This is a genomic window from Paenibacillus sp. S02, assembly GCF_019454065.1.
GTDB lineage: Bacteria > Bacillota > Bacilli > Paenibacillales > Paenibacillaceae > Paenibacillus > Paenibacillus polymyxa_B.
On sequence record NZ_CP073682.1, the window covers coordinates 5423414 to 5445695 of the forward strand.

Below are 22282 nucleotides of genomic sequence, written 5' to 3' on the forward strand. Positions count from 1 at the left end.
GGGGTCGAAAATAAACCTATACGTCAGGGGTGTTACACATCGAAACATATACAGCAAATATCGTTATAGATGCAAAAGCAAAGTTAGGCGAGGGTCCCAGCTGGGATCAGCAGTTTCAACGTTTATTTTGGGTCGATATTGAAGGTTTTCAATTGCATATCTATGATCCTTCTACGTGCACAGATCGTACAATAGAGGTTGGTGAACATATTGGTGCAGTTGTACCTTATCTCAAAAATAAAGTGATCGTAGCGCTGATTAGCGGTCTATATTGTTTGGATATTGAGACAGGGGCCAAAGTATTGATCCATGATCCTGAGGAAGGTAAACTAGGTAATCGTTTTAATGATGGAAAATGCGATCCTACAGGACGTTTTTTAGCAGGAACAATGAGCCTAAATGGCGAACACGCGCAAGGAGCATTGTATAGTCTGAGCACAAAAGGCAATGTCTCCTTACTGGTTGATAAAGCTTCCATATCTAATGGATTAGCCTGGAGCGCAGATCGTCGTACAATGTATTATATTGATACTCCAACATTGGAGGTCGTCTCCTTCGATTACGATGTGGCACAAGGCACGATTAGGAATAAGCAACTGGTGGCTAGATTGGATGAAAGTGAAGGGTATCCAGATGGCATGACAATCGATGCAGAGGGCATGTTGTGGGTCGCGCGATGGGGTGGTAAACGTGTCTCCCGTATCCATCCTGCTCATGGAGAAGTGATTGCTGAGGTGTCACTCCCCGTCAATTGTGTGACTTCGTGTGCTTTTGGCGGTGAACATCTGGATGAGTTATATATTACGACTGCTCAAGGTAATGATAGTGCCGATCAACCATTAGCAGGCGGTCTATTTATGGTTAAAACAGGGGTAAGAGGAACGCCAACCTCGTATTTCAATCAAGGACAACCGGCAAATTGGCTTGAACGATTAGAGCGTGTCTGAAAACTCATCACTGAGTCAATTTGAAAATGGCGGCTATGTATACAAATGACAAGAATGATTTTGCCAGTTTGTCATAACGAGTTGCCACGCGGCGAAAATGCTTGATTTTATTGAAAAAGCACTCAACCAAGTGGCGTTCTTTGTATCGATACCAATCAACTTTCCATGGATTTTGACTATTCGCCTTAGGCGGAATGGTGTAGGATGCCTGCTTAGCCGTAATCCAATTCCGAATCGCTTCTGAGCCATAGGCTTTGTCGCCAAGAATATGACTTCCTGTAATATCAAATCCTTCAAGTAAATCGATCGCTGGAACGGAATCATAGACTTGACCACCTGTCAGAAGAAAAGCGAGGGGATTCCCTAATCCATCGACGACTGTATGAAGTTTGGTTGTCTTTCCACCACGACTGACGCCGATATGCTGATTTACTGCGTGTCCTTCTGCGTTTTTTTAGCACCGGCACTGTGTTGATGGGCTTTAACCGACGTAGAATCGATGCTCAAGTTTTCAAAATCAGGCTCTACGTGAAGCGCTTGGAAGATGGCGACAAGTAATCCTGTGTCTCTCCATTTGCAGAAACGACTGTAGGTCGTTTTCCATGAACCGTAACGTTCTTCCGGTAGATCACGCCAGGCTGCACCACTTCGAGCGATCCATAGAATAGCATTAAACATGGTTCGATCACTTAATTTTGACGGACGTCTCGTTTTATATGATGGAAACATGCCCTTAATTTGTTCCCACTGCTCATCGCTTATTTCGTACCGTCTTTGAATCATGCTTGATGCTCCATTCGTTTTTCTCAAATCTTACCACATTATTCTTTAGTTTTCAGACACGTCCTAGTAAAAAGAATCTAGTAAAGCTATTCTAAAAGAGAGGAGCCTACTACATTAGTGGGCTCTCCTGCTCTCCTACATTAATTCAGTTAAGAGCATGCCTCCAGACATGCCCCTTTGTTTTAGCTTTCCTTCTTAAACCCTTCACCCAATACCTCACGAGTATTACTAATAATCACAAAAGCTTCAGGGTCTACCAAGCGGACGAGCGTCTTGAGGCGAGTTACCTCGTTTTGTCCGACTACAACCATAAGCACAGGACGTTCTTCGTTCGTGTAACCGCCCCGTCCTGCCAGCTCTGTCAATCCTCGGTCCAAATCCTGCAAAATAGCCTGCGTGATCGTTTCTTTCTGATTGGATATGATGTAAGCTACTTTGGAGTAGCTCAGTCCCATTTCCACAGCATCAATGACCTTGCCAGTTACAAACAAGCCAATCAACGCATACAGCGCACGTTCCGGCGAGAGGGTGAAACCAGCCAGTGTAATCACCGTGCCATCCATCAACATGACACAGAGAGAAAGACTAAAACCCGTATACTTTTGAATAATCTGCGCCAAAATAGCCAGTCCACCCGTCGAGCCCCTGCCCCGAAATACGGTGCCCAAACCCAACCCTACTCCGATTCCACCATATAGCGAAGCCAGCAACGGATTTGTTGTCGGAACTGCCCAGTCCTTCGTCACATAAACGAATAGCGGCAGCATAATACTTCCCAGCAGGGAACGCAACCCGTATTTTTTCCCTAACAGCAGGACCCCTGCTATAAATAACGGAATATTCATTCCCCACTGCGTATAGGCTGGTTCCAGGCCAAACAGGTCCTCACCCAAGATAGACAAGCCCGATACACCCCCGGATGCAATCCGGTTTGGAAGCAAGAACATGTTAAAGGTCAGCGCTGTAATGAAAGAGCCGAGTATAATCAGCAAAATGTCGGTCACGTTGCGTGCGGGTCCGCTGGCGGCAATCAGAGGCTTGCGGCGTCTTCGGCGGGCAGCGGGGGGATTCAATTGAGACATCATTCGTGTTCTCCTTTAGTTAAAAAATACCGTTACACAAAAATTCCTACAGTCCGCAGGCACATGGTCTGCAGACTGTAGGAAAACGTACAGGCTATTATTCTGCGTCCAGCTTAATTTGGCTGCGCAGGTAACCATCGATGAACGGATCGAGATCGCCATCCATGACAGCTCCTACGTTGCCAGTTTCCACGCTAGTACGATGATCCTTAACCATGCTGTATGGATGGAACACGTAGGAGCGAATTTGACTGCCCCATGCAATATCGGACTGTTCTCCGCGGATTTCGTCCAATTGCTGACGCTGCTCTTCGATCTTACGCTCGTAGAGCTTGGAACGGAGCATCGTCATTGCCTGCTCACGGTTCTTGATCTGGGAGCGCTCATTTTGACAAGTTACAACAATGCCGGAAGGAAGATGCGTAATTCGAACGGCTGAGTCGGTCGTATTAATATGCTGACCACCTGCACCGCTGGCCCGGTACGTATCAATTTTAAGATCCTCTGTGCGGATCTCAACGTCCACATCATCCGCAATTTCCGGTACGACATCACAGGATACGAACGACGTATGCCGACGACCCGAGGAATCAAATGGAGAAATGCGAACGAGACGATGCACGCCTTTTTCTGCTTTGAGGTAGCCGTAAGCATTATAGCCCTTGATCAGCAGCGTTACACTTTTGATCCCTGCTTCATCACCCGCAAGGTAATCCAGCGTTTCTACCTTAAAACCGCGTTTTTCTGCCCAGCGTGTATACATCCGTAGCAGCATTTGACCCCAGTCCTGCGACTCAGTTCCACCTGCCCCCGGATGCAGCTCCAAAATTGCATTAAGCTTGTCATATGGCTGATTCAAAAGCAATTGGAGTTCAAACTCTTGAAGCTTGCTCAGCAAGGATCTGATACTGTTTTCAATTTCTCCAGCCAGTGTTTCGTCGCCTTCCTCATCAGCTAGCTCAGCCATCATCCCCGCATCCTCATATTCCTGACGGAGCTGTTCATAGCTGTCTACAGAAGACTTAACCGCGTTCATTTCCGAGATCACAGCTTGAGCTTTATCGTTATCATCCCAAAAATCAGGCGCAGCCATCTTTTCCTCAAAGTTTGAGATCATTTCCTGTTTGAGATCTAAGTCAAAGAGACCCCCTAAGGTTTGTTAGTTTCTTGCCTATTTCTCTTAAATCATGTTTTACATTTGGATCTATCATGATGACATTCTCCTTTTAATATAGGGTTAGGGGGAGTAAAAGCGTTGTGAGTTACGGTTGGGTGAAGAGACGCTGCGCGAATGATTTGATCTTACGATCGCTGTTGCAGCGAGATGCCCTTGATTGGAATAACACATTCAAAGGTGGGCATCTCACTGCAAAGGCGAACGCTGGCGCTTCTCCAGATTCAAATCCTCCGCTTCGCTACCGACCGCCGTAAAATCAAACGACTTTTACATAACTGGCTCTGGTTATGTGAGCCAGATCAACTGCTGAATTAATTGACAAACAAGCAGGGACCTGCTTGTTTGTCATAATTGTTTAAAAACAATTGAGATCAATCTAGCCATTCATCAATATTCAAACTGATCCTCCAACAGAGACCTATAAGTTGAAAACATCAGTCTCACCCCTGTATGGCACAAAATGGCCGACGGTCAGTGGTTGAACTGCCGCCTGCCATTATATGCACTGCAGGGAATAGTGTATCTCAAGATGTCTCCCTTAATTTCAATCCGTTATTTTCTACGCGGACGCGAAGGAGCGGATTTCTTTTTAGGAGCCGCAGGTTCACCACTCGTCGAGATTTTGTCTTCGTCGATGACAGCCTGACGCTCTTGATTGGATTCAATTTGTGCTTTCATGATGTATGTCGCTACTTCCTCTTGGATGCTAGCAATCATAGCATGGAACATTTCGAAGCCTTCAAATTGATATTCGCGCAGCGGATCGGTACCGCCGTAAGCACGCAAGTGAATACCTTGACGCAATTGATCCATAGCATCAATATGGTCCATCCATTTGCTATCGACTGCACGCAGTACGATAACCTTCTCGAACTCGCGTACCATATCTTCGCCAATCATTTCTTCACGGCTGTGGTATCTGTTGGTAACTTTTTCGAAGATCATATCCACGATCTCCTCTTTTTCCTTGCCCCACATGTCGTCACGCGTAAGTGTATTTTCCTCAAGCAGGTTGTTGTTCACATACTCTGCTACTTCTTCAAGTTCCCAGTTTTCAGGAATGTCATCGCCGCAATGAGCTTCCACTACGCGCTCAATGACAGGCTTGATCATATCGAACACAATTTCCTTGATGTTCTCTGATTCCAGCACTTCACGGCGTTGTTTGTAAATAATAGCACGCTGCTGGTTCATTACATCATCATACTGAAGAACGACTTTACGCTGATCAAAGTTGTTGCCTTCGACGCGTTTTTGAGCTGATTCGATAGCACGTGTAATCATACGGCTCTCGATAGGTTGGTCTTCCTCGAAGCCCAAACGCTCCATCATATTCAGTACGTTGTCCGCACCAAAACGCTTCATTAACTCATCGCCCAACGATAAGTAAAACTGTGTGGAGCCCGGATCACCCTGACGTCCTGCACGTCCGCGAAGCTGATTATCAATACGACGGGATTCATGACGTTCTGTACCGATGATGTGCAAACCACCGAGTTCTGATACGCCTTCGCCCAGTACGATGTCAGTACCACGTCCAGCCATGTTGGTAGCGATGGTTACTGCGCCAGCCTCACCTGCACGGGAAATAATCTCAGCTTCCTCAGCATGATACTTGGCGTTAAGCACTTTGTGACGAACGCCTTTGCGTTTCAACATTTCAGAAAGAAGCTCCGAGTTTTCAATAGAAACCGTACCTACTAATATCGGCTGGTTCTTTTTGTTACGCTCCAGGATTTCATCCACCACTGCATGGAATTTGCCTTTTACACTCTTGTATACAACGTCAGGCATATCTACACGCTGGTTAGGCCGATTCGTTGGAATTTGAAGTACTTCCAGACCATATATTTTCTTAAATTCTTCTTCTTCTGTTTTAGCTGTACCCGTCATACCCGCCAATTTGCGGTACATACGGAAATAGTTTTGGAATGTAATCGTCGCCAGCGTCATGCTTTCATTTTGTACAATGATGTTTTCCTTCGCTTCAATAGCTTGATGCAGACCATCACTATAGCGGCGTCCAGCCATCAGACGACCTGTAAACTCATCGACAATCAGAACTTCACCGTCAGCTACGACATAGTCCACATCCAAACGCATAATAGCGTTAGCCTTCAATGCCTGTACAATGTGGTGATTGATTGTAACACTTTCCTGATCGTACAAGTTTTCAAGACCAAAGAAATTTTCAGCTTTGGATACGCCGTTTTCGGTCAAAGCAACCGACTTCACCTTAATATCCAGCGTGTAATCTTCTTCAACATTCAGGCTCTTCACAAAACGATCAGCCGCAAAATACAGCTCTGTCGATTTCTGAGCTTGTCCTGAAATAATCAATGGCGTACGGGCTTCATCGACGAGAATGGAATCCACTTCATCAATGATACAGAAGTACAACGGACGTTGTACCATCTGCTCTTTGTAAAGCACCATATTATCGCGCAGATAATCGAACCCGAACTCGTTGTTTGTACCGTACGTGATGTCACAAGCATAGGCTGCCTGCTTGGCGCCATGATCCATGTTGGCCAAATTCAGCCCTACAGACATTCCCAGGAAGTTATAAATTTGTCCCATTTCTCCGCTGTCACGTTGCGCCAAATAGTCATTGACCGTAACCACGTGCACACCCTTGCCCAACAGAGCATTCAAATAAACCGGCAGTGTTCCTACCAGTGTTTTACCTTCACCGGTTTTCATCTCGGCAATTTTACCTTCATGCAGCGCAATACCGCCGAGCATCTGTACGTCATAATGACGTTTACCCAGCACCCGCTTGGACGCTTCGCGAACCGTTGCAAAAGCTTCCGGCAAAATCTCTTCAGCCGTAGTCCCTTGTTCGACCCGAGCTTTAAATTCTGCCGTCTTCGCTTGCAACTCCTCATCCGAGAGCTTTTCGAAATCCGGCTCTATCTTATTGATCAGTTCAACCGTCTTCATTAAACGCTTGACGTCACGTTCATTGGTATCTCCGAAGATTTTCTTAACAATTCCTAGCATGGTTTACCCCTTTCGCGCAAAACAATTAATAGAATCAATTTCACAATAAGAAAGGGTCCATGATGAAATTGATTCCCGATATGTTTGACAGGCCCGGCTGTACCAGCCCATCGTGCGATGTTCTTTGCATAAATTGTAACAGTTTGTAGGACATGCCGCAACACAAGCAGCCTCCAGATTTGCATCCGGTTAAAGATACCAAAACAATTGACGCACGAAATACACAACTTAGTTACGCTTATCCAAATTGAAATTTCCTTACATTTACAAAAAAAACATATAAAAGAGCCCTATCCCGCCAGGTTCGCAAGGATAAGGCTCGTGTTGTTTTCATTTTCCTAATATCCATGAAGCATGCTTCAATCGAAATTGTTCTATTCATTTTAAAATGTGAAAAGTTCCTACTTCATAGGCTATTCCCGTTCGATCAGACCGTATTTACCATCATTGCGCTTGTAAACTACGTTAACTTCTTCGTTGTCAATATTGGAAAACACAAAGAAATTATGTCCAACCATGTTCATTTGAAGAATAGCTTCTTCCACATCCATAGGTTTCAATAAGAAACGCTTGGTGCGGACGACTTCCAGCTCATCCAGTTCTACATCCTCATCTTCAGCAACAGCCACGCCACCTGCCGGATCTTCCACAAAAAGGGTTTTCAAACTGCCTTCCTGACGGAATTTTCGGTTTAGCTTGGTTTTGTGCTTGCGAATTTGCCGTTCAAGCTTGTCTACCACGGCATCAATGGATGAATACATGTCATCGCTCTCGTCTTCGGCACGGAGTACAAGCCCCGGCAAAGGAATGGTTACTTCTACAGTGTGCAAATCTCTGGTTGTGCTTAACGTTACACTTCCATCAGACGTCGGGGGTGCATCGAAATACTTTTCAAGTCTGCTGAATTTCTTATCAACGTAGTCCTTCAAAGCGTCGGTAACCTCGATCTGTTGACCTCGTACTGTTAAGTTCATAGGGCACGCCTCCTTTGCTCCTTCAGTATAGCACATATGTTAACGCCAAGTAAAAAAAGAGACCAACATTCGAAGCTATTTTACAAAATTCTTCTTTTTTCGCTAAAACGCTTCCGATAACGTCATTCTTTGAAAACAGGTATGTTTAAAATTGACTTGCATACATATGTGAATAATGAGTGCATATATAAATATTGCCCGGCTGAAGTCATGCCAAACAACTATTTTGGGCTTCATGCTAAGCGATTTTATCGAAAAAGGGGGTGGGCTTTTCCCGCTGGATTAGGTACATGGGCTTGTGCGGTATGCAAGGCCTGGTTATAACGCAGGCAATTTATACGAAAGGATTATTACACCCAGCCTAGCTGGCTCTTCCTATACGGAGATCCTTAGATAACGGATTTGGAAGAGATGGAAAGTAGGAAGCTAATCCATGGCTTTTATTCAGCGTTACGTAACGAACCAGACGGGGGCTGTCACCTTTATAGGGAATACACTTGGGCTGGCACGCTCTAATTCGGTAGGAGTGCCGGGAACAGCGACCAGCATTGGCGCGTTCATCACAACTAATACAGCCTCTCGCTTCGGTACGTATCCATTTGGCACGACTTCTACCTTTACCAGTAACTCATCGACAGCATTCCTTGTGCTCCCTGCGGGCAGTACGGTGCTGTATGCTGAGCTTATTTGGGGAGGAAGTTATGCCAACGGCAGTACCAATGTATTGTCCAGCGCCAGCAACCCGGTCACATTTCAGACACCTGCTTTATCTACTACGGTCAGCCCTGAATCGGCAACATCAGTTAACGTCACCAGTCTCAGTACCTATGTGAGAACAGCGAATGTCACAAATCTGGTCATTCAAGGCGGTGCAGGGGCATACACGGTCGGAAATGTTACGGGCACCATCACGGTTCCCGATTCCACCAACACCAATCATGCCGGATGGACGCTGGCCGTGGTGTACAATAACCCGTCTCTGCCCTTCCGCAACCTGTCGCTACGTGTTGGTGGTGAAGGGGTCAGTACCGCTACAGGCTCGGTCAATGTGGTGGTGAGCGGCTTTGCCACGCCCGTACAGGGGACTTTGCGCGGTAGGGCGCTGATTAGCGCCCAAGAGGGTGATGTGGACATTACGGGTGACCGTGCGTTGTTTGGACCTACCACATCCAGTTTGACTGCGCTGTCTGGGCCTAATAATTTTTCGACTAATTTTTTCGCTTCCCAAATAAACGGAGACGACGGTACATTGGTCACGACCGGGACCTTCGGTACAACTAATGCCGTGAATGGGGCACCTGGAACGCAGGTGACGGGCGGACGGCAAGGTTGGGACATTACCAATGTCGATATTTCCTCCACGCTGCTCAACAGCCAAACCACAGGTGTCCTCCAGCTGACAACAAATGGCGACATTTATACTGTAAATGCCAATGCCATTCAAATTGATATCAATGCTCCGCTGGTGACCCTGACCAAAACTGCCAGCTCTACAGGCTTAGTTATTGGCGATACAGTGACCTATACGGTTAACATTTCGAATACGGGGCTCGTCAGTGCTTCCAACACAGTACTTACCGATACCATACCAGCCGGGGCTACCTTCGTACCCGGTAGTGTTGTTGTCGCGGGCACAGCCCAGCCAACAGCCAATCCCGCTACAGGTATCACAGTGGGCAGTGTAGCTCCTGCTTCCACGGTGACCATTACATTCCGTGCAACCGTTACTTCATTGCCAGCAAACACCCAGCTGGGCAATCAAGCATCGGCATCCTTTTCCTTTCAAACCGTGCCTGGAGGACCTGTCATTTCTGGCAACGTTCCGTCCAACACTGCCAGTACACCGATCTACCAACCTGTTATTGGGATTGTTAAAAGTGCCAATACAACGGCTGCTACAGTTGGAGATACGATTACGTACACGTTTCAGATATCCAACACGGGCAGCATTGCTGCAAATCTCAGCTTTTCGGAGAGCATTCCCGCCGGATCATCCTTCATACTGGGCAGTGTGACCATTGGTGGTTCTTCCGTGCCTGCTGCCAATCCCGCTACTGGTTTTTCAGTAGGAACGATTAATACAGGTGCTACTATACCCGTGACCTTCCAGGCCCTTGTCAACGCGGTTCCCGCCTCTGGTAATTTGACCGATCAGGCGGCTTACACGTATACCTTCACACCGCCTGACGGACGTGTATTGAACGGAAGCGGGACGTCCAACACGCTCACCATTCCCGTATCCTCACCAAATGTGACCGTGACAAAAGCCTCTTCCCTGGCGGCAGCCGCAGTCGGAGAGACTGTTCAATTTACCATAACCGCCACAAACAACGGAATCGCCAATGTGACCAATGTAGTCGTTACCGATCCGCTGCCAAGCGGAGTTGCCTTTGTACCTGGTAGCGTCACCGTGAACGGAACTGCTTCTGCGACTGCTACACCTGTGAATGGTATTCCGATCGGCACTTTAGCTCCAGGCGCATCGGTTACGGTTGTATTTCGAGCAGCCATTAATTCTCTGCCTTCTCCTGCACAGATCAACAATCGTGCAACTGTCAGCTTCACTTCCGGGGCCTTTACCGGATCATCTTTGTCCAATCTTGTAACCATACCTGTCGTTATTGCAGCGCCGACGATTACCAAAAGCGCCAGCTCCAACCGTGCCAGCGTTGGCGGGACGATTACTTATTCATTTCTCATCGCTAATACCGGAACTGCCGTATTAAACACGACCTTGACGGAAACTGTACCGACAGGCTCCACCTTTATTCCCGGAAGCGTCATTGTCGGCGGGTCCTCGGTGCCAGGCGCCAATCCTAATACGGGAATTTCAGTGGGCACCGTAAGCCCTGGTGCACAAATTACAGTCTCATTCCGGACAACAGTGGATTCCCTACCACCCGGGGGTGGATTAAACGATCAGGGCCTACTCCAATATTCATATCAGTTGCAAGACGGAAGAACCCTGTCGGGCTCGCTTCTCTCCAATATTGTTTCCGTATCGATTTCGCTTCCCAACGTAGCAGTAACCAAGTCTGCGGGATTCACATCCGTTAGTGTTGGCGAAACGCTGACCTACAGCGTGAACGCCGTTAATAACGGAATTGACCCCATCACAAACACCGTGATTACCGATCCACTCCCCGGCAGCGTGTCATTTGTACCCGGAAGCGTAACCGTCGGTGGTTCACCTGTGAGCACAGCCGACCCAAGAAGTGGCATTCCAGTCGGCACCATTGGCGCAGGCGCATCCGTGCAGGTGTCCTATGCTGTGCTGGTCAATGCCGTTCCATCCGTGCAGCCGCTGCAAAACACAGCCAGTGTCAGTTTCACTAGTGGTGCTTTTACCGGAACATCCCAGACAAATACCGTCTCTGTGCCGGTTTATCAGCCTCGCATCAGTGTGGCCAAATCTGCAAATACAACAGCAGCTACGATAGGCGACACGATTCTGTACACATTGTTAGTCACGAACAGCGGCAACTATAATGCTTCTGTAACGCTGACGGATGCTATTCCTGCCGGGTCCACATTTATGGAGAACAGCGTGGTAATTAATGGCGTTAGTCAGCCCGGAGCCAGTCCAGCAGCAGGTATTTTCATCGGAACCGTGTCGCCGCAAAGCCCTATCACACTGACATTCCAAACTGTAGTGGCTTCTCTTCCAACACCATCCCAACTGACAGACCAGGCCACCGCCGCCATTTCCTTTACGTTGCCCGATGGGCGAGTGCGAACAGATAGCACATCGTCCAACGTGTTATCCATTCCTGTGTCAGCGCCGAATGTGTCCATTTCGAAGACTGCAGACCGTTCCACCGCCATTCCGGGTGATTCGGTGTTATACACCCTGACTGTACTCAACAACGGAATTCAGACCGTGAGCAATGTGGTCGTTTCCGATCCTATCCCGGCCGGCTCTCAATTCACTGCGGGTAGCGTAACGCTGAATGGCTCCACAATAGCCAGTGGAGATCCTTCTTTAGGTATCGTAATTGGGAGCATTGCCGCTGGAGGGGGAGCTACGATCACTTTCAGGGTAACGGTATCCTCCCCATTACCAAGTCCGCCGCAGCTCACCAATCAATCGCGTGCCAGCTACACCAGCGGTGCTTTTACAGGCGTATCAGTATCTAACCCGGTGACGGTAGCCGTCAATGCCCCAGTGCTAACTGTCAGTAAAACTGTAGATCCCATACAGGCAACGGTTGGCGATATCGTAACGTATTCTGTGGCGGTGACCAACAATGGTAACATTGCTGCTGCTGCCACATTGACAGACAATATTCCCGCAGGCTCAACACTGGTACCGAACAGTGTGATCGTCAACGGTGTTCCTGTTCCCGGTGCCAGTCCCGAAGCAGGTCTGTCTATTGGCTCCATTGTACCTGGAGCCGCGACTCAAACAACTTTTCAGGTGGTGATTACTTCCGTGCCTTTACCTCCCCAACTCACCGACCAGGCGAATATCAGCTTTTCCTTTCAACCGCCGGATGGCCGGATTGTTAACGGCAATGTTTCGTCCAATATCGTCACAATCCCTGTATCGTCACCCAATGTACAGGTAAGCAAAAGCGCCTCGGTAGCTGATGCCGTTCCTGGGGATACGATAACCTATACCATTACAGCTACCAATAGTGGCATCGAAACCGTAACAAATGTTCGCGTAACCGATACCATTCCTACAGGCTCCACTTTTGTTCCTGGCTCGGTTATTGTAAATGGAACGACATTGCCGTCAGCCAGCCCCTTAACAGGGATCCCAATCGGTTCCATCGCTGCTGGAGCGTCAACAACCGTCACCTTTTCCGTGTCTGTCAACAGCCTGCCTGACCCACCTCAACTGAGTGATCAGGCTACAGTTTCTTTTACCAGCGGTACACTGAATTTCACATCACTCTCCAACACAGTTGTCATCCCTGTTTACCAGCCTATTGTCAGTCTTGTTAAAACTGCAAATACGAGTCAAGCAACGGTAGGCGACACCATAGTCTATACACTCACCGCCCAAAATACAGGTAATCTAGCAGCGGCCGCCACATTCACCGATGCCATTCCATCTGGTTCCTCCTTTATACCGAATAGTGTCACCGTGAACGGTCTGCCTGTTGCTGGAGCCAATCCCCAATCAGGAGTATTGGTCGGAAACATTGCAGCGGGAGCTTCTGTCGCTCTTACCTTTCAAGTGGTCATTAACGCTGTCCCTGCTGGACTGGGTCTATTAAATCAAGGTTCGGCCACATTCACCTTCCAGCCGCCTGACGGTAGGACATTAAATGGAAGCGTACAATCGAATCCGGTGTTCATTCCCGTATCCAATCCGAATGTCACCGTGACCAAAACGGTCAATCAGACCTCTGTTGCCTTCGGCGATACCATTACGTATACCATTAACGCAGCAAATAGCGGCATTACACCCGTAACAGGGACGGTCTTTATCGACCCGATTGCTGATGGCACTACTTTTATACCTAACTCCGTACAAGTCAATGGTGTCACTATACCGGGAGCCAACATCGCCACAGGCGTATCCGTAGGTACTATCCCTGCTGCCAGCTCAGTAACGGTCACCTTCCAGGCAACGGTAACATCCTTGCCGGCATCAGGTTTGTCAACAGATCAGGCGACTGTCTCCTTTAACTCGGGGGCTTTCGCAGGTCAATCCGCCTCTAATACGGTCAGCCTGCCTGTATTGCAGCCGATTTTGAATGTGACCAATACCCTCAGTGCGGATCGTGCTACCGTAGGGAATACACTTGGTTTTTTCATTACTGTAACCAATACCGGCAACGCGCCTGCTGAAACGGTCGTGCTTGATCTATTGTCCAGCTCGCTTAGCCTGAATCAAAATAGTGTACTGGTCAACGGTGCGCCTATTCCCGGAGCAGACCCGATTACAGGGATCAATATTGGTTCGGTTGCCCCAGGTGCGACGGTAACCGTGTCGTTTAGCGCCGTGGTCATATCGGTACCACCTGGCTCCATACTGACCAACCAGGCAACTGTGAACTACACGTTCCAATTGCCAGATGGACGAACGCTGAGCGGAAGCGGAGCGGCCCTGCCTGTATCCATTCCGATCTCGTCACCGAATGTAACAGTCACGAAGGCAGCTGATGTGGCTGTCGCTGTCGTGGGTGATTCTGTCCCATTTGTCATAACTGCGTTCAATAACGGACTCGATCCTGTTACTAGCGTAATCGTCACGGATACCATTCCTTTTGGAACCGCCTTTGTCCCGGGCAGCGTTACAATTAATGGTACTCCTGTTGTTACAGCCAACCCGCAAAATGGCATTCCTGTCGGAACGCTTGGAGCTGGCGGCGGAGCCACCATTCGCTTTTTGCTTAACGTACAATCACTGCCTTCGCCAGCGTCCATTACCAATGAAGCGACCGTCAGCTTTACTTCAGGTGCATTTAACGGATTTTCGGTATCCAATCCCGTTACCATCCCTGTGTATCAACCGATCGTCACTGTAACTAAAAGCGCGGGAACGGGAAGAGCTACGGTTGGAGATACGGTAACCTATACATTCTCCGTTACAAACTCTGGAAACATCGGTGCAGATACCGTCCTTAGTGATCCCATCCCGGCAGGGGCTGCCTTTATCCCTAATAGTGTAGTGATCAATGGCACCGCCGCACCTGGCTCAGATCCAAGTGTTGGGATTCCATTAGGTATCATAGGTGCAGCTACGACCGTCACTCTGACCTTTCAGGCAGTCATTACCTCACTGCCCGCATCAGGTACATTGGTCAATCAGGCGACTGCAGCTTACAGCTATCAACCTCCAGATGGTCGTGTCCTGACTGGAAGTGCAGTATCTCCGTCCGTGACCGTCTCGGTCTCTTCACCAGACGTGGACGTTATCAAAACAGCCTCCGCTACAGATGCCGTAGTCGGAGATACCATTACGTATACTGTGATTGCTACGAATAACGGAATCAGTCAAGTCATCAATGCCGTTGTATCTGATCAACTGCCGCCTGGCACCAGCTTTGTTCCGGGTAGCGTAACCGTGAATGGAACTTCGGTACCTGCTGCGTCGCCAAGCTCCGGTATCCCTGTGGGCACCATTGCTGTAGGTGGTTCGGCTGCAGTTACATTCCAGGTCTCCGTCGTTAGTCTGCCGCAACCGCCGCAAATAACCAATCAAGCGACCGTCAGCTTTACTTCAGGCGCGTTGACCTCGTCTTCGCAATCCGATCCGGTTACCTTGCCCGTTTATCAGCCGATCATCGGCCTGACCAAAACCGTCAATACCGTTAACACACAGATCGGATCAACATTGGTCTATACCCTGACGCTAACTAATACCGGAAATATTGCCGTTATACCTGTGCTGTCGGATAACATCCCCGCAGGTTCTGAACTACTGCCTAACAGCGTAGTCGTTAACGGCATCCTTGTCCCGGGGGCTTCGCCAGTTACAGGCATAACGCTCGGATCACTGGCCCCTTCAGGCAGTATTACAGTGAGTTTCCAAACCATCGTCTCGTCTCTGCCAACTCCGCCTATATTGACCGACCAAGGGCAAGCGGACTTTACCTACTCACCACCTGACGGTAGAGTACTGAGCGGTTCTGTCACATCGAATACAGTCAACATTGCTGTATCTGCACCTAATATTCAGGTGATTAAAACATCCAGCCTGGCAGCCGCTGTAGTCGGAGATACGATCAGATATACACTGAGCATCACGAATAGTGGCGTGGATTCAGTCACAGATACTGTTGTAACCGATACAATTCCTGCAGGTACCTCCTTCGTTCCGGGCAGTGTCCTAATCGACGGAGTAGCCTTCCCTAATGCCTCTCCGGTTGCTGGAATTGCCATCGGAAACGTCGCACCTGGAAATACATTCGTCGTCAGTTTCCAGACAACTGTCCAGTCTTTGCCGCAGCCACCACTGCTCACAGATATTGCAGCCGTCACGTTTACTAGCGGAACGTTCACTGGCACTGCCTTTTCCGATCCACTCATCGTACCTGTGTTCCAACCGTTAATTGCAATTACTAAAGCATCCAGCACTCTTAACGCCTCCGTCGGCGATACACTGACCTACACGATTACAGCCATGAATAGCGGCAATATTGCAGCAGCGCTTACCATCAGCGATAACATCCCGGCCGGATCGACTTTCCTTGCCAACAGTGTCAGCATTGCTGGCAGTCCGCAACCTGGGTTGTCCATCGAAACTGGCGTTCCAGTTGGATCCGTGTTGCCAGGCGGAACGGTATCCGTAACGTTCCAAACCATTATCAATACACTGCCTAATCCACAGGTGCTGGTCGATCAGGCATCAGGCTCATTCACTTTCCAACCACCAGATGGCAGAACTGTATCCGGATCTGCGGTATCCAATTCAGTTAGTATCTCTGTATCCTCACCAGACGTTAGCATCGTCAAAGGAACGGCAGCTACCGACGCCATTATTGGCGATATCATCACCTACACACTGGCTGTCTCCAACAATGGGATCAGTACAGCCAATAATATAGTGGTTTCAGATATGATTGCGGCGGGAAGCTCCTTTGTAAATGGCAGTGTTACCATAAACGGCACTTCCTTCCCTGATGGAAACCCTGGCTTTGGTATTGCCATCGGTACGCTCGCTCCAGGAGCTGTTACTACCGTTACGTTCCAGGTTCGAGTCGACTTCTTGCCAACACCAGCACAATTAACTAATCAGGCATCCGTTAGCTTTACCAGCGGAGTATTTACTGGCAGCTCAACATCTAATGTAGTAACCATTCCAGTCTTCCAGCCGATCCTGACAGCAGTCAAAACAAGCAGTACCAATAATGCCACAATCGGAGACATCATCACTTACACGATTGTCGTATCCAACACGGGTAACATTGCAGCCTCGACTACTGTAAGTGACAATATTCCGGACGGCTCTCTATTCCTTCCGAATACAGTGTCGATTAACGGTATTGCTGCTCCCGGTGCAAGCCCAGTTCCCGGCATCCCGACTCCCGCCATACCACCAGGACAATCGGCAACCGTCACTTTCCAAGTGCTGGTATCTTCCATCCCTGTAACCGTACTGCTGGTGGATCAGGCTGAGGTAGGCTATCGCTTTAATGCACCAGATGGCCGAGAGACAGGCGGTTTCCATTTATCCAACATCGTTGAGGTTGCCGTTTCATCCCTAGACATCACATTAAGTAAAAGCGTAAGCTCACCTTTCGCCACTACTGGCGATACCTTGACGTATGAACTCGTGATCCTCAACGAAGATACGAATACCGTACAAGATGCCCGTTTGCTGGATACTTTGCCAGAGGACATCGAGTTTATTACAGGCTCAGTTCAGATTAATGGATCTACGGTGGCAGAAAGCGATCCCGGCACTGGCATATCTTTGCCACCGTTAGAAGCGAATACCAAGACTGTCATATCCTTTGATGTCCGTATCACAGCGACAGAACAGCCAGGACCACGTACGAATCAGGCGCGCTTGTTACTCTCAAATGGTGAAGAAGCGAGTGCCGTTTTGTCCAACGCTGTCACCATTGCCTTACTTCAGCCTGTGGTGAAACTGACGAAAATAGCCAGCACGGAGAGCGTACAGCCAGGCCAAAGCATCACCTATTCCATCGTCGCAGAAAATACGGGAAATATCGGTGCCTTTAGCTTGTTGACGGACTCATTGCCATCGGAGCTTTCTTTTGTTGCTGGCTCTGTTTCGGTTAATGGAATCCCTCAATATGGGGTCAGTCCAGGGCAAGGCATTGCCCTAGGTAGCATCGCACCAGGAGAAAAAACGACTACCGTCTTCTCCGCGCTTGTCGTTCGTGCCTCCGAGTCTGGCACACTGGTGAATCAAGCTGCGCTAGCTTACTCCTACCAGCTGCCGGACGGACGAAGCACGAATCTGGTAACTGCTTCACCTTCTGTCTCGGTTAAAGTAGCCCCTACTGCTAAAGGAGCCTTGTCAGCTGTGCTACGCACAACAGTATCTACTGTCGCATTAGGCGATGCTGTGCCTTATCAGCTGACCCTTTTTAACGATGGAGGCTCAGTCATTACTGATGTAGTGTTAGCCGATTACGTACCGATTGGAACCATCATAAACCCGGACAGCTTGAAAATTAACGGTTCTCCACCTGCTTCTAGCAAGCCAGGTGAACCATTATTTATCGGCAGCTTACAGGCGGGACAGACAATTGATGTATCCTACAGCGTGAACGTTCAGTCTCTGCCTCTCGGAGGACGTCTAAACAATAGTGTACGGCTTCAATATGCTGGCAGTGACGGTGCGAGCGATGTCACCAGCAACACCGTGACTGTAGCCGTTTTCGATCCACAGCTTGCCGCAAGTATCTCTACGGAAAATACGGAGGCCATCGCAGGAGAAAGCCTTACTTATACGGTACTGCTCAACAACTTTGGCAACGTAACATCCGAAGTTACACTGCAAAATTTCATTCCTGCCGGGACTCTATTGATTCCTGACAGCATACAGTTGAACGGTCAATCACTGTCGGGAGCCGATCCTGCTGTTGGTGTTAGTCTGGGGTCTGTGGAACCTGGACAGTCATTGACACTGACTTATCAAGTGACCGTATCGGAGACGCCTCCATCTGGCTACGTCGTAAATCAAGCTGCCCTTGCCTACTCGTTTACGTTACCTGGAGGAAGAGTCGTATCAGGGACATTAACTACGAATACCGTTACCATCCCAGTTGTATTCCCACTGCTCGAATTAGTTAAAAAGGTGAATACCACGGATGCCTCTATAGGTGACACACTCACCTTCACCATACAGATTACAAACAAAGGAGGAATCCCAGCGCAGTATCCGCTGTTCACAGACCCGTTGCCGCATGGACTCATTTATGTACCCAACAGCCTTACTATCCAAGAAAAAGCACAGTCAGGCGCTAATCCCGCTGCAGGTATCACGCTCCCGGATATTGCACCAGGGGAGACGCTCACCCTTACGCTCCAGGCGCAAATTCGTGAAGCACCAGCAGAGGGAACATTCAGCAACCAAGCCACCATCGAATATACCTCACGTCGTAGTGGAGGAGAGACCATCCAGGAAACAACCCAAACCAACACCGTCGGCGTGACCGTTATTGCAGCCATCCCTAAACTTACACTTAGCTCCAGCGCTCTGCGTGTCGGCCAAGAAGACACCCTATCCTTCACCGTCCATGTGGAAAACATCGGCAATACTCCGCTGGAAGAGCTCTTGCTCACTGCACCATTCGCAGCCGAAGATTTCCTTGTACTGAGAACCGTCACCGTGAATTCTGTGCCGCTTCCGCATCCTAACCTGCTCCAAGGTATTCCGTTAGGTCGGCTTGACCCAGACCACAAAGCCGTCATCGTCTTTTCTTTCGACATCGAATCTGCGCTCCGCGCGTATCTGATCGCCCAGGTCATCCTGCGCTATCAATTCCGCTATCCAAACGGAAGCATAGAGAAACAATCTGCCTCTTCCAATACCATTTTTGTGGAGATGGCTGACTTTGATGGTTCTCTAGAGTAAAAGTTCTATTGTGTCGAGCTCCTTACCATCGGGTAAGGGGCCTTTTTATGTAATTAGAAAACATAAAAAAGCCCTGGAATATTTTCCAGGGCAGTTGCTAGCGCGTTATCCATTGCTAACCATCTTACCAATTATGTAGGTCGGCTATGCCGGGGATGATTATAATTTGGTTACGTTAGCGGCTTGTGGTCCACGTGCGCCTTCGACAATGTCGAACTCCACGTCTTGTCCTTCTTCAAGTGTTTTGAAGCCTTCTGTTTGAATTGCGGAAAAATGTACAAATACGTCGCCGCCGTCAGACGTTTCAATGAAACCATAACCTTTTTCTGCGTTAAACCATTTTACTTTACCTTGCATGCACTAACATTCCCTTCGTCATCAAATGAAGTGAAGCTCTCGCCCACATTTCCGACTATACCACCCAAAGTTATCCATTGTCAATTGGAATTGATAATGTTTTCATTCATTTTTTTACCACAAATTGTGGTTAGGTATTGACTTAGTCAAGGTAGTATATATAAAAATAAAGGAGCTTTTCAGCTCCTTTACCCTTTACAAATTAATTTGAATCAAAAAATTAAAATAAATTTTCCCTATAACTAAAGTAAAGGTCTCACTTTGTTACATTTTCTTCAGCAACCTATCTTGTGTATCTAGTCCATACCTTACGAACCGCCTGAATTACATCCTGTACATCCTGATCTGTCATCTTAGGAAAGAGAGGGAGTGTTAACGCTGTATGATAATACTCCTCTGCGTTCGGGCACAACCCCTCCTCGTATCCGAGGTGTTGGTAATAAGGTTGTAGATAAACAGGAATATAATGCACATTTACACCAATATTCTCAGACCGTAGGGCCTCAAATATCATTTTTCGGTCTGCATTAAAATGCTCCGGTTGCCAACGAATTACGTATAAATGCCAGCTGGAGTAACCCCCGGCAAGCTGCTCAGGAAGGACAATCCCAGTCAACTCACTCAAAGCTTCATTGTACGCCCGAGCAATCGTGCGACGCTTCTCTACAAATGCATCCAGCTTGTCCATCTGGGAATGACCTAATGCAGCCTGGATATCTGTCATACGATAGTTATATCCCAGTTCCTGCATTTCGTAATACCAAGGACCGTCGTTTTTTGTCAACTCCTGCGGATCGCGTGTCATACCATGACTACGGAACAGTAACAACTTTCGATAAAATTCCTCAGAATTCGTCGCAATGATGCCACCCTCGCCTGTCGTAATATGCTTGACTGGATGGAAACTGAACATGGTCATATCTGCCCATGAACCGACTTTGCTCCCTTGGTAATCTGCACCCAAAGAATGAGCCGCATCCTCAATGAATACCAGCCCATGATCTCGGCACAGCATCGATATCTTGTCGAGTTCAGCTGGCTGACCCGTAAAATCGACAGCAATGACCGCCCGAGTATGCTTGGTAATCCGCTCTGCAATCCGGTCCGCATCAATGTTGTAGGTATGCATATCAATGTCAGCAAACACCGGTGTTCCTCCTTGGTATAACACGCAGTTACTACTAGCGAGGAACGTAAGCGGCGTCGTGATGACCTCATCACCTTTTCCGATTCCTGCGGCAAAGCATGCCCCATGCAGTGCAGCAGTTCCGTTGGTGAACGCCACTGCATACTTGGCTCCTACATACTCAGCAACCTTGCTCTCAAACTGCTGAATCACAGGCCCCTGTGTAACAAACCCGCTACGGAGTACATCCACTACAGCTTGAATATCTTCATCGTCAATCCATTGCTGTCCATAGGGCAGCAGCGTATCACGCACAGGTCCAGATATTACATCATTGGACATCCTGTTAACCCCCTCTATACTTGAACCAAACTAGATCATGCCGCTCTCACGAATCCATACCGCCGTACGCCGGATACCTTCTTCCAAACTAATACGCGGTTCCCAACCAAGTAACTCCTTCGCCTTCGTCGAGTTACACAGAAGCTTTTGAATTTCACTTTGCGGATGGATATGCTCCACATGCTTGATACGCGACGAGTCCCCACTAATAAGCAACGCTAGATCATTCACAGAAATATCTTGCCCCAATCCCGCATTGACAATCTGACCGTTGACACGATCGCTAAAGCCTGTCTCTACAACGAAGCGAGCGCAATCCTCAACATACAGAAGATCACGGGTTTGTGTCCCTTCTCCATAGATATTAAGATTTTTACCTTCCAAGTGGTTTTTAATAAAAATCGCAACTACGCCACCTTCACCGCCTGTCTTTTGAAAAGGGCCGTACGTATTAAATGGACGAATAACCACGGTCGGTAAACCATAAGCGAAATAATAGGACAGTACCATATTCTCAGCAGCTACCTTTGCTCCTGCATAAGGAGAAGCAGGTTTGGTAGGATGTAGCTCATTAATACCTTGATCGTCGCTACAGCGGTCATATACCATACATGTACTCATAAAAACTACCTTGGTGTGGTGCTTGCGGCACTGCTCCAAGATTACGAAAGTTCCTACCGTATCATTATTAAAAGTAGTGCGTGGATCATCAATAGAATCCTGTACATTTATAGAAGCTCCCAAATGGTAGCAAATTTCAAACGAATGCTCTTCAAACAACTGTTCCAACAGCGCTTCATCCAAAATACTCCCTTTGATGAATGCCTTGAAGTTGCTATGTTCGACCAATTCCGACAAATTCTCCTCGCGTCCATTCGACAAATCGTCGACAATCCAAAGCTGATGCCCATCCTCCAGCAGACGCTTGCCGACCCAACGCCCAATGAAACCAGCGCCACCAGTGAGTAGAATATTCATACTT

At 48.2% G+C, this 22282-nt stretch carries 10 protein-coding genes; 2 read left to right on the forward strand and 8 right to left on the reverse strand.

Translation table 11 applies throughout. The annotated features are described in order from the left end of the window. The first annotated feature begins 29 nt into the window (after positions 1-29). A complete protein-coding gene (locus tag KAI36_RS24165) occupies positions 30-947 on the forward strand; it encodes an SMP-30/gluconolactonase/LRE family protein (protein WP_220026213.1) in 918 nt (305 codons plus the stop codon). A gap of 7 nt (positions 948-954) precedes the next feature. Here KAI36_RS24165 and KAI36_RS24170 read toward each other — a convergent pair. From KAI36_RS24170 to hpf, 5 genes are all read right to left on the reverse strand, one after another. Then, positions 955-1730, reverse strand: a protein-coding gene (locus KAI36_RS24170; protein WP_220026214.1) for an IS5 family transposase whose coding sequence is annotated in 2 segments (ribosomal slippage) — positions 955-1403 and positions 1403-1730 — 777 coding nt in all. Because the reading frame shifts where the segments join, the coding sequence is not laid out codon by codon here. 182 nt (positions 1731-1912) lie between these two features. Next, entirely contained in the window at positions 1913-2812 is a 900-nt protein-coding gene (locus tag KAI36_RS24175; protein ID WP_013312256.1) for a YitT family protein, read from the reverse strand. A gap of 97 nt (positions 2813-2909) precedes the next feature. After that, positions 2910-4023 (reverse strand): peptide chain release factor 2 gene (gene prfB, locus KAI36_RS24180; RefSeq protein WP_220026215.1). Its coding sequence is split into 2 segments (ribosomal slippage): positions 2910-3950 and positions 3952-4023, totalling 1113 coding nucleotides; the frame shifts between segments, so codons are not numbered across the junction. 518 nt (positions 4024-4541) lie between these two features. Then, on the reverse strand, positions 4542-6992 hold the full coding sequence (gene secA, locus KAI36_RS24185) for a preprotein translocase subunit SecA (RefSeq protein WP_220026216.1): 2451 nt from the start codon (positions 6990-6992) through the stop codon (positions 4542-4544). A gap of 413 nt (positions 6993-7405) precedes the next feature. Continuing rightward, a complete protein-coding gene (hpf, locus tag KAI36_RS24190; protein ID WP_023990642.1) occupies positions 7406-7966 on the reverse strand; it encodes a ribosome hibernation-promoting factor, HPF/YfiA family in 561 nt (186 codons plus the stop codon). A gap of 433 nt (positions 7967-8399) precedes the next feature. Here hpf and KAI36_RS24195 point away from each other — a divergent pair, with 433 nt between their 5' ends. After that, on the forward strand, positions 8400-19475 hold the full coding sequence (locus KAI36_RS24195; RefSeq protein ID WP_220026217.1) for a DUF7507 domain-containing protein: 11076 nt from the start codon (positions 8400-8402) through the stop codon (positions 19473-19475). 159 nt (positions 19476-19634) lie between these two features. Here the strand turns inward: KAI36_RS24195 and KAI36_RS24200 are convergent, their stop codons facing one another. From KAI36_RS24200 to KAI36_RS24210, 3 genes are all read right to left on the reverse strand, one after another. After that, positions 19635-19832, reverse strand: a complete 198-nt coding sequence (locus KAI36_RS24200; RefSeq protein ID WP_013312263.1) for a cold shock domain-containing protein — start codon at positions 19830-19832, stop codon at positions 19635-19637. A gap of 283 nt (positions 19833-20115) precedes the next feature. Further along, positions 20116-21300 (reverse strand): UDP-4-amino-4,6-dideoxy-N-acetyl-beta-L-altrosamine transaminase, encoded by a 1185-nt coding sequence (gene pseC / locus KAI36_RS24205; RefSeq protein WP_220026218.1) that lies wholly within the window; start codon positions 21298-21300, stop codon positions 20116-20118. 30 nt (positions 21301-21330) lie between these two features. Beyond that, positions 21331-22278 (reverse strand): dTDP-glucose 4,6-dehydratase, encoded by a 948-nt coding sequence (locus KAI36_RS24210; protein ID WP_220026219.1) that lies wholly within the window; start codon positions 22276-22278, stop codon positions 21331-21333. Between the last annotated feature and the right edge of the window lie 4 nt (positions 22279-22282).